The organism is Mycolicibacter virginiensis, assembly GCF_022374935.2.
In the GTDB taxonomy this organism is placed as follows: Bacteria; Actinomycetota; Actinomycetes; order Mycobacteriales; family Mycobacteriaceae; genus Mycobacterium; species Mycobacterium virginiense.
On the sequence record NZ_CP092430.2, the window covers coordinates 4,078,430 to 4,092,218 of the forward strand.

At 66.1% G+C, this 13,789-nt stretch carries 11 protein-coding genes; 5 read left to right on the top strand and 6 right to left on the bottom strand.

Annotated features, from left to right (window positions below; all coding sequences use genetic code 11):
* Positions 1-23: 23 nt before the first annotated feature.
* The 6 genes from MJO54_RS19855 to MJO54_RS19880 are packed head-to-tail and all read right to left on the bottom strand — an operon-like array spanning position 24 to position 7,328.
* Positions 24-1,457, bottom strand: a complete 1,434-nt coding sequence (locus MJO54_RS19855; protein ID WP_046282766.1) for an aldehyde dehydrogenase family protein — start codon at positions 1,455-1,457, stop codon at positions 24-26.
* A 16-nt stretch (positions 1,458-1,473) separates the two neighbouring features.
* A complete protein-coding gene (locus MJO54_RS19860) occupies positions 1,474-2,403 on the bottom strand; it encodes an SDR family NAD(P)-dependent oxidoreductase (protein WP_064889880.1) in 930 nt (309 codons plus the stop codon).
* The gene (locus MJO54_RS19865; protein ID WP_046282764.1) at positions 2,400-3,227 is read right to left on the bottom strand and encodes a TauD/TfdA dioxygenase family protein; all 828 of its coding nucleotides are present in this window, start codon (positions 3,225-3,227) and stop codon (positions 2,400-2,402) included. The genes MJO54_RS19860 and MJO54_RS19865 overlap by 4 nt, the downstream gene beginning before the upstream one ends.
* Positions 3,224-5,068 carry a flavin-containing monooxygenase gene (locus MJO54_RS19870; protein WP_046282763.1) on the bottom strand — a complete coding sequence of 615 codons (1,845 nt, stop codon included), beginning with the start codon at positions 5,066-5,068 and terminating at the stop codon, positions 3,224-3,226. The genes MJO54_RS19865 and MJO54_RS19870 overlap by 4 nt, the downstream gene beginning before the upstream one ends.
* On the bottom strand, positions 5,065-6,447 hold the full coding sequence (locus MJO54_RS19875) for an aromatic ring-hydroxylating oxygenase subunit alpha (protein ID WP_064889876.1): 1,383 nt from the start codon (positions 6,445-6,447) through the stop codon (positions 5,065-5,067). The genes MJO54_RS19870 and MJO54_RS19875 overlap by 4 nt, the downstream gene beginning before the upstream one ends.
* Positions 6,447-7,328, bottom strand: coding sequence for an SDR family NAD(P)-dependent oxidoreductase (locus MJO54_RS19880; RefSeq protein WP_240175369.1), 882 nt, complete (start codon positions 7,326-7,328; stop codon positions 6,447-6,449). Before MJO54_RS19880 ends, MJO54_RS19875 begins: the two co-directional genes overlap by 1 nt.
* Positions 7,329-7,660: 332 nt before the next feature.
* On the opposite strand from MJO54_RS19880, the gene MJO54_RS19885 reads away from it, so the two are divergent.
* The 5 genes from MJO54_RS19885 to phoU all read left to right on the top strand — a co-directional run bounded on the left by MJO54_RS19885 (position 7,661) and on the right by phoU (position 13,784).
* On the top strand, positions 7,661-8,245 hold the full coding sequence (locus MJO54_RS19885; RefSeq protein ID WP_064889871.1) for a TetR/AcrR family transcriptional regulator: 585 nt from the start codon (positions 7,661-7,663) through the stop codon (positions 8,243-8,245).
* A 107-nt stretch (positions 8,246-8,352) separates the two neighbouring features.
* Complete coding sequence (locus MJO54_RS19890; RefSeq protein ID WP_046282759.1) at positions 8,353-9,354, top strand: acyl-ACP desaturase; 1,002 nt, start codon at positions 8,353-8,355, stop codon at positions 9,352-9,354.
* A gap of 26 nt (positions 9,355-9,380) precedes the next feature.
* Complete coding sequence (dusB, locus tag MJO54_RS19895) at positions 9,381-10,550, top strand: tRNA dihydrouridine synthase DusB (RefSeq protein WP_259602902.1); 1,170 nt, start codon at positions 9,381-9,383, stop codon at positions 10,548-10,550.
* A gap of 255 nt (positions 10,551-10,805) precedes the next feature.
* Positions 10,806-13,061: an LCP family protein gene (locus MJO54_RS19900; protein ID WP_434085452.1), complete on the top strand. Its 2,256-nt coding sequence runs from the start codon at positions 10,806-10,808 to the stop codon at positions 13,059-13,061.
* Between the two features lie 54 nt (positions 13,062-13,115).
* Positions 13,116-13,784: a phosphate signaling complex protein PhoU gene (gene phoU / locus MJO54_RS19905; RefSeq protein WP_240175370.1), complete on the top strand. Its 669-nt coding sequence runs from the start codon at positions 13,116-13,118 to the stop codon at positions 13,782-13,784.
* The last annotated feature ends 5 nt before the right edge of the window (positions 13,785-13,789 follow it).

Sequence of the window (13,789 nt, forward strand, 5' to 3'; positions counted from 1 at the left end):
CGGTGACCGCCGGCCACCGGCTCTCAGCCGGTGGCACCGACCCCGTAGCCCAAAGTGCTCTTGGTCTCCAGGTATTCGTGGAATCCGGCGTCGCTCCACTCGCGGCCGTTGCCGCTGCGCTTGTAGCCGCCGAACGGCGCGTTCAAGTCGAAGGCGTGGTTGATGGCAACCCAGCCGGCTCGAATCCGGCGAGCGATACCCCGCGCGGCGTCGAGGTCAGCGCCCGAGACGTAGCCGGCCAAACCGTACTCGGTGTCGTTGGCGATCTCGACAGCCTCGTCCAGATCGTCATAGCCGAGGATGCACAACACCGGGCCGAAGATCTCTTCGCGCGCGATCGTCATCTGGTTCGTTACCCGTGCGAAGACCGTCGGCCGGACGAAGTAACCGGTGTCGATCCCGTCGGGCCGGCCGGCGCCGCCGGCGGCGACCGTGGCGCCCTCGGCAATGCCCTGCTCGATCAGGCCCTGCACCTTGGCGAACTGCGCCGCTGACGCCACCGGACCGATCGCTTTCGGATCGGCGGGGTCGCCGACCTTTACCTGTTCGGCGACCGCATGGGCGATCGCGATGGCCTCGTCCATGCGCGAGTTCGGCACCAACATCCGCGACGGCGCGTTACAACTCTGCCCGGAGTTGACCATCATGGTCGACACCCCGGCGGTGACGCTGTCGACGAACGCGTCGTCGTCGAGCACGATGTTGGCACTCTTGCCGCCCAACTCCTGGGTCACCCGTTTCACGGTCGGGGCGGCGTTCTCGGCCACCGCGACGCCGGCGCGGGTGGAGCCGGTGAACGACACCATGTCGACGTCCGGGTGCCGCGACAGCGCCGAGCCGACTCCGGGTCCGTCACCGTTGACCATGTTGTACACGCCGGCCGGGACGCCCGCGGCGTCCATGATCTCGGTGAAGATGTAGGCCGAGAACGGCGCGACCTCAGATGGCTTGAGCACCATGGTGCAGCCGGTGGACAACGCCGGGTAGACCTTCACCGCAATCTGGTTCAGCGGCCAGTTCCACGGCGTGATGAGACCGCATACCCCGATCGGCTCGCGCTCCACCAGGGTGTCGCCGCGCTGCTCACTGAACGAGAAGTTCTTCAGTGCGTCGATCGCCGTGACGAGATGACCGGCCCCGAGATTGATCTGCACTCCGGCAGCCAGGCTGGGCGGCGCACCCATCTCTTCGTTCACCGCGTCGGCCAGGTCGCCGCTGCGCCGTTGGTACTCGGCGAGGATCGCCTGCAGTAGATCCAGCCGTTCCGCGCGGCTGCTCTGCGACCAGCTGTCAAAGGCCCGCCGGGCCGCGGCCACCGCGAGGTCGACGTCTGCCGCCGAGCCCAGTGCGATCTTCCCGCATACCTTTTCGGTGGCCGGATTGTCGACGTCGAGCGTCTTCGCCTCAACCGGGTCCACCCACCGGCCGTCGATGTAGAACTGGGTGTATTCGCGCATCACAAGTCTCCTTCTACTACTGGGTTCCGTCTGTCTGCGCCATCCCGAAGCTGTATCGGATGTGCGCGGCGTGCCCGTCGGGCACCACCGGGAAGCTCACCGGTTCGGTGACGTCGCGGATCTGTTCGATCCGGGCGTCGATGTCCTCGATGGTCCAGGACGGTTGATAAACGCCGGGGCTTTCAACCAGCGCGGCGCGGGCTACCCGCCCGGCCAGGGCGATCAGCACTTCGCCGGTGACCGAGCAGGATTCGTGTGCCAACCAACCCACCAGCGGCGCGACCAGTTCGGGTTCCATCGGCGGGTACGCCGAGGTGTCGATCCCCTCGGCCATCCGGGTCACCGCCGCCGGGACCACCACGTTGCAGCGGACTCCGTGCGCCGCGCCCTCCAGCGCCGCGACGTTGCTCAGCCCGATCACGCCCGCCTTCGCGGCCGCATAGTTGGCCACATCGGCGTTGCCGTAGATTCCGCCGATCGACGAGGTCAGCACTATGCGACCGTATCCTGCGTCACACATGGCGCCGAAGGCCGCCCGCACCACATGGAAGGCGCCACGCAGGTGCACGTCCAGCACCGCGTCGAAGTCTTCCGCACTCATCTCACGTAACGGGGCCCGACGGACGTTTCCGGCATTGTGGATCAGGATGTCGACCCGCTCGTAGCGCTCCAGCGCGGCGCCGATGATGGTCTCGCCGCCCTCGGGTGTGGCGACCGACGCGGTGCAGGCCACCGCGGCGCCGCCCGCATCGCGGATCTCGGCGGCGACCCGCTCGGCCGGGTCTTCGTGCGGGCCGTCGCCGGTCAGGCCGGCACCGGTGTCATTGACGACGACGGTGGCTCCGCGTTGCGCCAGCAACAGTGCGTAGGCGCGGCCCAGCCCCCGCCCGCCGCCGGTCACGACGGCGACACGGCCATCGAAGCGCAACGGAGGTGGTGCGCTCAAGCGAACGGTTCCTCACCGGCGAGCTTGGTCCGCTGCAGCATCCGGCCCGAGTCGGGGGCATACGGCAACGCTCGGTGCATGGTTCCGGTGTTGTCCCACATCACCAGATCCCCAACCGACCACTGGTGCCGGTAGACGAACTGCGGCCGGGTCGCCCAATCGCGCAGCCGGACCAGCGTTGCGGCGCTGTCCCGGTGGTCCATCCCGACGATGTGGCTGGCGGTGCAGCCCAAGATCAACGACTTGCGCCCGGAGCGGTGCGTCCAGACCACCGGTAGCTCACACTCCCCGATCGCCATCATCTGACGTAGCGCCGCGAACTCGGGCTCTGGGTCGTAGTACAGCAGCGTGTTCCACGCCGAATGCATCGCGCGCAACGAAGCGATCCGACCCTTGTCGTCCTCGGCGAGATCGTCGTAGGCCGCGTAGGTGTTGCAGAACTCCGTGTCCCCGCCACCGCCAGCCGGCAACACCTTGCTGGACAACAGCGACGCCAAGATCGGCACCTCGTTCATGGTGCCGTCGAGATGCCAGTAGAACGACCCCTTGAGATAGTCGGCCTGCTTGTTCACCGTGGTGTCGAGCGTGACGTCATAGACCGCCTCGCCGTCGCGTTCGGGCGCCAAAGTGCCGAGGGTCTCAGTGAACGCGACCTGCTCGGTATCGGTCAACCCGATCTTCGGGAACACCAGAACGCCACGCCGCTCGAGCAGTTCACGGATAGCCCCGGCGTGCACGCCTGACAGCAACGCTTCCTTGTCGGCCAGCACTTCGGTTCCGATGCGCTCAGTGAGATCTCGCGTCGCGAATGTGGTGGCGGTCATCGCAGATCCAATCCGTTCAGATCGCCGGCGTCGCGCCACTGCCTCAACAGATCGTCGAAGGCGTAGAAGCCCGGCGAGTACACCTCGCCCAGGAACGATCGGCTGGCGTCGCCGAAGCCGCGACCCTCGTTGTTGTAATAGCCTGGGGTGCAGGATAAGTCGAATGCCGAGTTGTCGAATGCCAGCTCGCGGATGGTGTTGACCCAGGCGTCCTGGCCCTCCTGACTGGGCTCGACGACCGTCGCCTTGCGATTGAGGGCCTCGGCGATGATGTAGGCGATGTGCTCGGCCTGCTGCTCGAACATCGCGGTGGTGTTCGCCGACACGCCGCCCTGGATGAAGCCGGTGTGGAACTGATTGGGGAACCCGCGGCTGGTCATCCCGTGCAAGGTTTGATACCCGTCGCGCCAGTGGTCAAACAGTGATATCCCGTCGCGGCCCTCGATGACGTCGATCGCGTACCGACGGCTGATCTCGGTGGATATCTCGAAACCACTGGCGAAGATGACGCAGTCGACCTCGTACTCGACGCCGCCCGCGACAACGCCTTTCTCCGTGAGCTTTTCGATTCCCTTGGATTCGGCTACGTCGACCAGGGTGACATTGGGACGATTGAACGCAGGCAGGTAGGTGTCGCTGGAGGTCGGGCGCTTGCACATGAACCGGTAGTACGGCTTGAGCGCCTCAGCGGTCTGCGGATCGTCGACGATACCGTCGATGCGGCGACGCAGCCGCTCCATGATCTTGTAGTCCTCCTCCTCCCGCATCGCCATGATCTCCTCGACACCGAGAGCCATCGGGTCGGGACTGGCACCGATGCGAGCGGTCAGGTTGCGACCCAACTCGGTCCAGAAGTCGCACACCATATCGGGGGCGTCGAACACCACGCCTTCGAACGGCGACCAGCGGTGAAAGTTTCGCTTGCGTTCGGCCTGCCAACCCGGTTGCAACGATGCGGCCCACTGCGGGTCGGTGGGCTCATTTCGGCGGAAGTCGACCGAGGATGGCGTGCGCTGGAAAACATAGAGCTGCTTGGCATCCCGACCCAGGTGCGGGACCAGCTGCACACCAGTGGCGCCGGTGCCCACCAGAGCTACGGATTTGTCCGCCAGCTTGTCCAGGCCACCGTTCGCGTCGCCGCCGGTGTAGTCGTAATCCCAGCGGGCCGAGTGGAAGACGTGGCCGCCCGCGTTCATGAAGTCCTTGATGCCCGCAATGCCGGGCAACTTGGGCCGGTTGTAGGAGCCCTGTGCCATCACCACGAAACGCGCCCGCAGGTCGTCGCCCCGGTTCGTCGTCAGCCGCCAGCGCTTGATCTCCTCGTCCCAGCGGGCGGTGCGCACCTGGGTCGAGAAGATCGCCCCGTCGTAGAGGCCGAAGTGCTTGCCGATGTTCTGGCAGTGCTGGAAGATCTCGGCACCGTCGGCGAACTTCTTGGACGGGATGAAGTCGAGCTCTTCGAGCAGCGGGACATAGCAGTATGCGTCGTTGTCGCATTGGATTCCGGGGAACCGGTTCCAATACCAGACACCGCCGAAGTCGCCGCCCATCTCGATAACCCGCACGTCGGCCACGCCGGCCTTTTTCAGGTAGGCGCCGGCAAGCAGTCCGGAGATCCCACCGCCGAGGACCACGACCTCGATATCGGCATCGATGGGTTCACGCGGAGTCACCGCGGTGTGCGGATCGACCTCGGCGAACTCCACGAAGTCATCCTTGAGTTCGAGGTACTGCTGCGAGCCGTCGGAGCGAACGCGTTTGGCACGCTCGGCGGCGTACTTGCTCCGGAGCGCTTCGATGTCGAAGTCGTCCGGGGTCTGGGTCGGCGGGCAGTCCGTCATCGATCGTTTCCTGTCGGGATTTCTTGAGGCGCACCGGCGCCCATGTACTTCGACAACTGGTGGTGCAGGTTGACGATGGCGCGTTCCCGGTAGGGGTTGGGTTTGGCGCCGGGATAGCCGAGGGATTTCATTCCCTGCTGCACCGCGGCCATGTTGGAGAAGTCCTGCGGGAGAACCGAGCGCCAGCCCGGATCGCCCACCGGGGTGTATTCCCATTCAGTCTGCGGTTCTTCACCTTTGGGAAAGAGTTCGAACACCGAGACCTCGAAGATGCACTTGTCGGGGTTGTAGCTGGGGTGCGGCCGAGCGCTGTAGCACAGCGCACTGGTCAGTCCCTGGCCGATCTGGAAGTTCGGGAAGATCTGCCAGGCGGTGCCGGCCTGCCCGAGCACATCGGTGGGAATCGTCGGCCAGACGACCCCGCGAGCTGCGTCGTCGCGGCGCGCCGAAGCGAGCCAGTGCTCGAGGACCTTGTCGGCCGGAGTGCCCTCGGGCAGCTCGTCTACCAGTCGCTTGGCGGCGTTGACCAGCGTTGCGGTGGTGGTGGCGTTGGTCTCCTCCATGGTGTAGACCTGCATCTCCGCGGTCGACACCCGCGGATCGGCTCCGGTCCCCAGCCGGATCTTCGACTTGGTCGCCTCTAGGTCCTCGGGGGCGTCGTAGCCGAGGTTGCTGTGCCTGCCCTGCACCCGCGCCCAGCCCTTGAACTCACCGAACTTGTTGAACTCCGGATGGGTTGTGTAGACGTGGTAGGTCTCGTTGAAGGCCTCCATGGCGACCTTCCAATTGCAGTCGAACTCAAGCCATTTGCGCCACTTGTAGCGCATGTTCTCCAGCCCGAACGGGTCGAGGATCTTCGCGGCCGGAAACAGGTAGTCCGCCAGCGATTCACAGTCGGGGTCCATGTTGATCCAAAGCCAGCCACCCCAGGTGTCGACGCGCACCGGACCCAGGTGGGTGTTCGCGGGCGTCAGAGTGCCTTGCCAGTCGTCCTGTTCGCGAATGTGGGTGCAGGCTCCGTCGAGTCCGTAAGTCCAGCCATGGAAACCGCAGACGAACGATTTGCGGGTGCGCGCGCAGGCGTTCTTCGCCCCGGCGGGGGTGTCGACCAGCCGCCGGCCGCGGTGCATACAGACGTTGTGGTGCGCATGAAAAGAGTCTGGTCCGCTGCGGACGACGATGATCGAGTCGTCGAGGATGTCGTAGGTGAGGTAACTGCCCACCTCCGGCAGATCTTCGACCCGCCCGACCTGCTGCCATACCTTGTGCCACAACTTGTCTCGCTCGGCGCGGGCGTAGTTCGGGCAGGTGTAGGCCTCAACACCGATCGTGACTGGGCTGGCCAGTTCTTCGTCTGAACCCTCGACCGGGTTGGTCATCACATCCTCCTTATCGCCGCGCGGAAGGTGTCGTCCTTGAGAAACAGCGAGGTGTTGTCGGCGTCGAGGTGACTCCATTTCAGGTTCAGCCCGCCGTCGACCAGCAAGGTCTGCCCGGTGATGTAGCTGGCCAGATCGGAGAGCAGAAACAGGATCGGCCCGGCCTGTTCCTCGGGCCGTCCGCGTCGCCCCATGGCGATCGCCTGCAGGTCGCGATCGGGGTCGGTGTCGGTGTAGGTGGCCGAGGCCGCGGTGTTGGTGACGCCCGGAGCCACCGCGTTGACCCGAATCCCGGCCGCTGCCAACTCGACGGCCATGGTGCGGGTCATCGCGACGATCGCGGCCTTTGCTGTGCCGTAGGCGATATGGAACGGCGCGGTGTTCATCCCGCTGATCGAGGAGATCGACACGATCGAGCCCGCCCGCTGCTGGGCCACCAGTGCGGCGGCGACCGCGCGACTCATGAAGAACGCGGTCTCCAGGTTGTGCGTGAAGATCTTTCGCCAATCGGCGCGCGACACCCTGGTGGACGGCATCCAGGTCGCCGGTTCGGCACCACCGGCGACGTTGACGAGCCCGTAGAGCTGTCCATCGGCACGTTGCGCCACTTCGAGCACCGTGGCGACGCCCTCGTCAGTGGACGCGTCGGCCGCCACGGATATCACCGACAGACCCCGCTCCGCCAGCGGCGCGATGTGCTCGTCGAGGTTCTCCTGCGAGCGACTCACCGCGATCACGGTGGCCCCCGCCTGCGCGGCCATCGCGGTGATCGTCGTGCCGATCCCGCCGCCGCCGGCGCCCGACACCACCACGATCCGGCCGCGAAGGTCCAGGGGATTGAAATCGCTCAACAGGCTGGGAGGAGTGCAGTGATCCGCCATGACCCGCTTTCACCTGGCACAGCCCGCGATTTGGATGCCCGCCGGGCACCGAGATCGCGGATTTGTCCGGACAACATACGTCATTCTTCTTTCCGAAGAACACTATTCCGCAGCGGCAAGCGCAGAGTCAAGAGCGAGGGCTCCGGGCCTGTCGGCCTTATTGTCTGGACCAATGGGACGTCGTGTGGCCGCCACGGCCCGGCGTCACCGGCCGACACGCCCCGGCGGGGCGTTCACTTGGCCCGAACGCCTTACGTCATGATGGAACCCACATCGAGCGTCGCCGAATTTGACTACGCACGTTGTCAAATCGAGCCGAGGGGAGATGCGAATTGTCTTCCAGTCAACGCCGGGGCCGCTGGTCCGGGGTCCCACTGGCAGAGCGTCAGGCCTTACGCCGAGACGAGTTTCTCGCCGTCGGGGTGCAGTTGCTCGGTGATGCACGTGGACCCACGCTGACTATCCGATCGGTATGTCGCGCGGCCGCGCTGACCGAGCGCTATTTCTACGAGAGCTTCGCCGACCGCGACGAGTTTGTGCGCGAGGTATATGACGACGTGTGCACGCGGGCGTTGGCGGCGCTGCTGTCGGCCCGAAATCCCCGCGAAGGCGTGGAATGCTTCATCACCCTGATGGTCGACGACCCGGCGCGAGGCCGGGTGCTGCTGCTGGCCCCGGAGCGGGAGCCGATCCTGGCCAGCGCCGGCGCCAAGTGGATGCCGGATTTCATCGTGATGCTGCAACGCACCCTTACTCACATTGGCGATGCGGCGGTCCAGCAGATGGTGGCAACCGGGCTGATCGGCGCGCTGACCACCCTGTTCGCCGCTTACCTCAACGGCCGACTCGAAGCCGGCCGCAGCCAATTCATCGACTTTTGCGTGGAGATGCTGCTCACCGCGCAGATCGTGCGCTAGGCGGGGGCGCAAGTCGCACCCGAACACGCACCGCGAAAACTTGATGCTACCGACAGACACAGATATATTGCCTGCAACTAGTCGACACAGATATCTGGGGAGCTGGCATGACGCGGGAATGGACCGACGTGGAGTTGCTGCACGAGCTCGAGCCCGTCGTGGAAAAACTCATCAACCGACACTTCTCCATGGCCAAGGACTGGAACCCCCACGACTACATCCCGTGGTCGGAGGGCAAGAACTACTACGCGCTCGGCGGACAGGATTGGCATCCCGAGCAGTCGAAACTGTCCGAAGTCGCCCGGACGGCAATGGTGCAGAACCTGCTGACCGAGGACAACTTGCCCTCGTATCACCGCGAGATCGCGATGAACTTCACCATGGACGCCCCCTGGGGCACCTGGGTCAACCGCTGGACCGCTGAGGAGAACCGCCACGGCATCGCGCTGCGCGACTACCTGGTGGTCACCCGCAACTGCGACCCCATCGAACTGGAAACGCTGCGGATGGAGACCGTCAATCGCGGCTTCAGCCCGGGCCAGAACCACCAGGTCCAAGATGACCTGTTCGCCGAGAGCCTGTTCGACTCGGTCATCTACGTGAGCTTCCAGGAACTGGCCACCCGGATCTCGCACCGCAACACCGGCCAGGCCTGCAACGACCCCATCGCCGACCAGCTGCTGGCACGGATCTCGCACGACGAGAACCTGCACATGATCTTCTACCGCGATGTGAGCGCCGTCGGCTTCGACATCGCACCGGAACAGGCGATGCGCTCGCTGCACCGGGTGCTGGCCAACTTCCAGATGCCCGGATTCGTCGTGCCGGAGTTTCGTCGTAAGGCCGTGATCATCGCGGTCGGCGGCGTCTACGACCCGATGATCCACCGCGACGACGTGGTGATGCCGGTGCTGAAGAAGTGGGGCATCCTCGAGCGGAGCTTCAGCGGCGAAGCGGCCCGCTACCAGGAGGGGATCGCCAAGATCGTCGCCGAGCTGGACGAGACGTGCGAGAAGTTTGAGCTGGCCAAGCAACGCCGGCTCGAGCGGGAGGCCAAGATGGCCGAGAAGCGCGCCGCCAAGAAGGTGTTGGAGCCATCAGCGCCGTAGTCGGTGGCGTAGGCAACGGCGGCGACCTGCGTCACCCGGCTCCGCCGCGCTCGCAGTCCGCGCTGAGGATCGGTTCGCTTCAGCTTGCCAGTCCCGTGGTGCTGGCCCCGATGGCCGGCGTCACCAACGTCGCATTCCGCACGCTCTGCCGCGAGCTGGAACAGTCCCGGGCCGGAACGGTCAGCGGGCTCTATGTCTGCGAGATGGTGACCGCACGCGCGCTGGTCGAACGACACCCCGCCACCCTGCACATGACGACGTTCGGGCCGGAGGAGTCACCACGCTCGCTGCAGCTCTACACCGTCGATCCCGACACCACTTACGCCGCGGCGAAGATGATCGCCGATGAAGGACTCGCCGACCATATCGACATGAATTTCGGCTGCCCGGTGCCCAAGGTGACCCGCCTCGGCGGCGGGTCGGCGCTGCCCTACAAGCGCCGGCTCTTCGGCAACATCGTCGCCGCGGCGGTGCGTGGCACGGCCGGCACCGACATTCCGGTGACCGTGAAGTTCCGCATCGGCATCGACGACGCCCACCACACCCACCTGGACGCCGGACGCATCGCCGAGGCCGAAGGGGCCGCGGCGGTAGCCCTGCACGCCCGGACCGCGTCGCAGCGCTACTCCGGCACCGCCGACTGGGAGCAGATCGCGGCGCTCAAAGCGCAGGTCCGCTCGATTCCGGTTCTGGGCAACGGCGACATCTTCGAAGCCGGCGATGCCCTGGCCATGATGGCGGCCACTGGTTGTGACGGGGTGGTGATCGGCCGCGGCTGCCTGGGTCGCCCCTGGTTGTTCGGCGAGCTCTCGGCGGCTTTCGCGGGCCGGCCCACACCGACCCCACCCACGTTGGGCGAAGTCGCCGACATCATTCGCCGCCACGGCGAACTGCTGGCCCAGCACTTCGGCGAGGACAAGGGCATGCGCGAGATCCGCAAGCATGTCGCCTGGTACCTGCACGGATTCCCCGCCGGTTCCGAGCTGCGGCGCGAGCTGGCGATGGTGACCACACTGTCCGAGCTCGACGAACTGCTCAAGCAGCTGGACGGCTCGGTCCCCTTCCCCGCGGCCGCCACCGGCCCCCGCGGGCGACAGGGCTCGCCGGCCAAGGTCACCCTGCCCGAAGGGTGGCTCGACGACCCCGACGACTGTGCGGTGCCGGCCGGGGCGGACATTATGCACTCGGGTGGCTGAAATGAGACTTTGTCGACATCGCGTGTCTGGAAAGTTCTCAGTAGAATAAGTACCTTATTGCCCCAGGCAGGGATCGTCTCTGCGCAGGCATATCCAGGTGCGGAGACCAATGCCGATCATCCGTACCGCACCGACGTGCGAGCGACGCGCGCCGGTACCGAGGACTCGGAGGCCCTTGAGGACATGAGTGACGGCGATAACGCCACTCCTGGCCGCTGGGCGCCGGAGGGCCACAATGACGGCGACCATCAGCTGATGACGATGACACCGCCGGGACCCGCACCCTGGGAACGCTGGCAGAACTCGTCTGAGGAAACTCCCGTCCCGCACCGGCGAAACGCGTCCCGGCGCCGCAACGGGTCGGTGAGCGTCGCCGACCTGATCGCCAGGGTCAACGCCGAGCCTCCGCCTTCGGGTGGGCGCAGCCAGCGCCGGGCCGCCTCAGCCTCGCCTAAGCCCGAAGTGGCCGAGTTCGTCGAGCCCGTCGAGCCGGTGGAGCCCGTCAGCTTGTCCGAGGTATCCGAGCCCGAGGCCGAGTACACCGCGCTGGAAATCGCCGATCTAGCGGCCCCGATGCCCGACATCACCGAGGTGGCCTACCCCTCGGAAGTGCCCGACCTCGACCGTATTCACGGCACGTCACTCGAGCCGGCCGGTGCCCCCGACTGGGACGAGTTGGCACCCGCCACCGAGGCGCCGGGCCTATACGGCGGTCCCGAGATGCAGCGGGGCCTATACGGCGGCCCCAGCTTCACCTCTGCTGCGTCGAGCCTCGCTGAACCGCCGGGTTTATACGGCGGTCCCAGCTTCACCTCTCCTGCGTCGAGCCTCGCTGAACCGCCGGGTTTATCCGGCGAGCCCGAGATGCTGCCGGCGCGAATCGACCCGCCTCGCCAGACACCGCCGGCTGACACCGAACCTGCCGCGCACGGGCCCCACCACCGGGCGAAGCTCGCGGGCCGGGCGGTCGCGGCCATGATGGCGATCCTTGCCCTGGTGCTGACCGGGTCGGCCTGGCAGTGGAGTTCGTCGAAAAACCGCAGCCTCAACCACGTCAGCGCGCTGGACCCCGACTCGCACGACATTCTCGATGCGGCCGGCCAGTATGGCGACGAGAACTTCCTGATCGTCGGCGCGGACACCCGCGCCGGCGCCAACAGCGACATCGGCGCCGGCAGCACCGAGGACGCCGAGGGAGCTCGCTCCGACACGATCATGCTGGTCAACATCCCGGCGAACCGTAAACGCGTGGTGGTGGTGTCGTTCCCCCGCGACCTGGCGATCACCCCGATTCAGTGCGAGGCCTGGAACTCCGTGACCGGCGCCTACGGGCCGATCTACGACGAGGAAACCGGAACCTACAGCGACGACATCGTCTACACCGAGACGAAGCTGAACTCGACCTACGCCTTCGGCGGGCCGAAGTGTCTGGTCAAGGAGATCCAGAAACTGTCCGGACTGGCGATCAACCGGTTCATGGCCGTCGACTTCGTCGGATTCGGCAAGATGGTCGACGCGCTGGGCGGCGTCGAGGTGTGCACCCCCAGCCCGCTCTACGACCTCGTGCTGGGCAGCGTCCTCGAAGACACCGGACGCCAGCGAGTCAACGGCGGCACCGCGTTGAACTACGTGCGGGCCCGGCACGTCACCACCGAGGACAACGGCGACTACGGCCGCATCAAACGCCAGCAGCTGTTCTTGTCGTCGCTGCTGCGCTCGTTGATCTCCACCAACACCTTCTTCTCGCCGACCAAGCTCAACAACGTGGTCAACATGTTCATCGGCGACAGCTCGGTGGACAACGTCACCACCAAGGACCTGGTGAACCTCGGCCAGTCGTTGCAGAAGGTCGCCGCCGGGCACATCACCTTCGTCACGGTGCCGACCAGTGAGACCGACGAGAACGGCGACGAGGTTCCCCGGATGGATGACGTGCGGGCCCTGTTCGACGCCATCATCAACGACGACCCGCTGCCCGGCGAGAACGACCACAACGCCACCTCGGTCCCCACCACGGCGGCAGCCAACCCCACGACCCCGTCGACTTCCCTGCCCGGCGCACCGGCCCCCCCGGCGGTCAAGCCACTCAGCGAGCAGGTGCACGCGGTCACGACCTCGCCCGCCGATGTCACGGTGCGGGTATCCAACGCCACCGAGCAGTCCGGCCTGGCCGGCGCCACCTCCGAGGGCCTGCAGCAGTGGGGCTTCAACGTCGACAATGCCGACGACTACCCCGGCACCGTCAAGGCCACCAAAGTGCTGTACTCCCCCGGAAACGAGCAGGCCGCCGCCACGGTGTCCTCGGCGCTGTCAGGCGCGCCGATCGAGCGGGTCAGCGGACTGGGCAGCATCGTCCGCGTTGTCCTGGGATCAGACTTCCGTACCGTGACCAAGCCGGTGGCCGCCGGCTCGCAGGTCAGCGTGCAACTCAACCGCGGCGCCAGCGTCGAACCGACCGAACTGCCCGACGACCTGACTGTCACCAACGCCGCCGACACCACCTGCGAATAGCGCCCACTCCCGCCCAACCCGCGCGAATCGCAGTCCACGGTTAGTCTTGAGGGCATGCGAACCGCGTACCACGAGCAACTCTCGGATCTGGCCGAACAGCTCGGCACGATGTGCGGCTTGGCCGGGGCAGCAATGGAACGCGCCACACAGGCCCTGCTGCGAGCCGACTTGATGCTGGCCGAGCAGGTGATCACCGATCACGAACAGATCGCCGCGATGAGTACCCGCGCCGAGGAAAGCTCCTTCGTGCTGTTGGCGTTGCAGGCCCCGGTCGCCGGGGATCTACGCGCCATCGTCAGCTCCATTCAGATGGTGGCCGACATCGACCGGATGGGCGCGTTGGCCCTGCACGTCGCCAAGATCACCCGCCGCCGCCACCCGCAACACGCACTGCCCGAAGAGGTGAACGGATACTTCGCCGAAATGGGCAGGCTTGCAGTCGAATTGGGCAACAGTGCGCAAGAGGTGCTGCTGTCCCGCGACCCGGAGAAGGCCGCCCGGATCCGCGAAGAAGACGACGCGATGGATGACCTGCACCGGCACCTGTTCTCGGTGCTGATGGACAAGGAGTGGCGGCACGGAGTGGCCGCCGCCGTGGACGTGACATTGCTTGGGCGGTTCTACGAGCGGTTCGCCGACCACGCCGTCGAGGTCGCTCGTCGGGTGATCTTCCAGGCGACCGGCAAGTTCCCCGACGAGCACACCCTGCCCTCAAGCGAGTAGCGCGG

Coding starts and splice junctions, on each gene's coding strand:
- MJO54_RS19855 (WP_046282766.1), bottom strand. CDS start 1,457: ATGCGCGAATACACCCAGTTCTACATCGACGGCCGGTGGGTGGACCCG.
- MJO54_RS19865 (WP_046282764.1), bottom strand. CDS start 3,227: ATGACCGCCACCACATTCGCGACGCGAGATCTCACTGAGCGCATCGGA.
- MJO54_RS19870 (WP_046282763.1), bottom strand. CDS start 5,068: ATGACGGACTGCCCGCCGACCCAGACCCCGGACGACTTCGACATCGAA.
- MJO54_RS19875 (WP_064889876.1), bottom strand. CDS start 6,447: ATGACCAACCCGGTCGAGGGTTCAGACGAAGAACTGGCCAGCCCAGTC.
- MJO54_RS19880 (WP_240175369.1), bottom strand. CDS start 7,328: ATGGCGGATCACTGCACTCCTCCCAGCCTGTTGAGCGATTTCAATCCC.
- MJO54_RS19890 (WP_046282759.1), top strand. CDS start 8,353: ATGACGCGGGAATGGACCGACGTGGAGTTGCTGCACGAGCTCGAGCCC.
- MJO54_RS19900 (WP_434085452.1), top strand. CDS start 10,806: ATGACGATGACACCGCCGGGACCCGCACCCTGGGAACGCTGGCAGAAC.
- phoU (WP_240175370.1), top strand. CDS start 13,116: ATGCGAACCGCGTACCACGAGCAACTCTCGGATCTGGCCGAACAGCTC.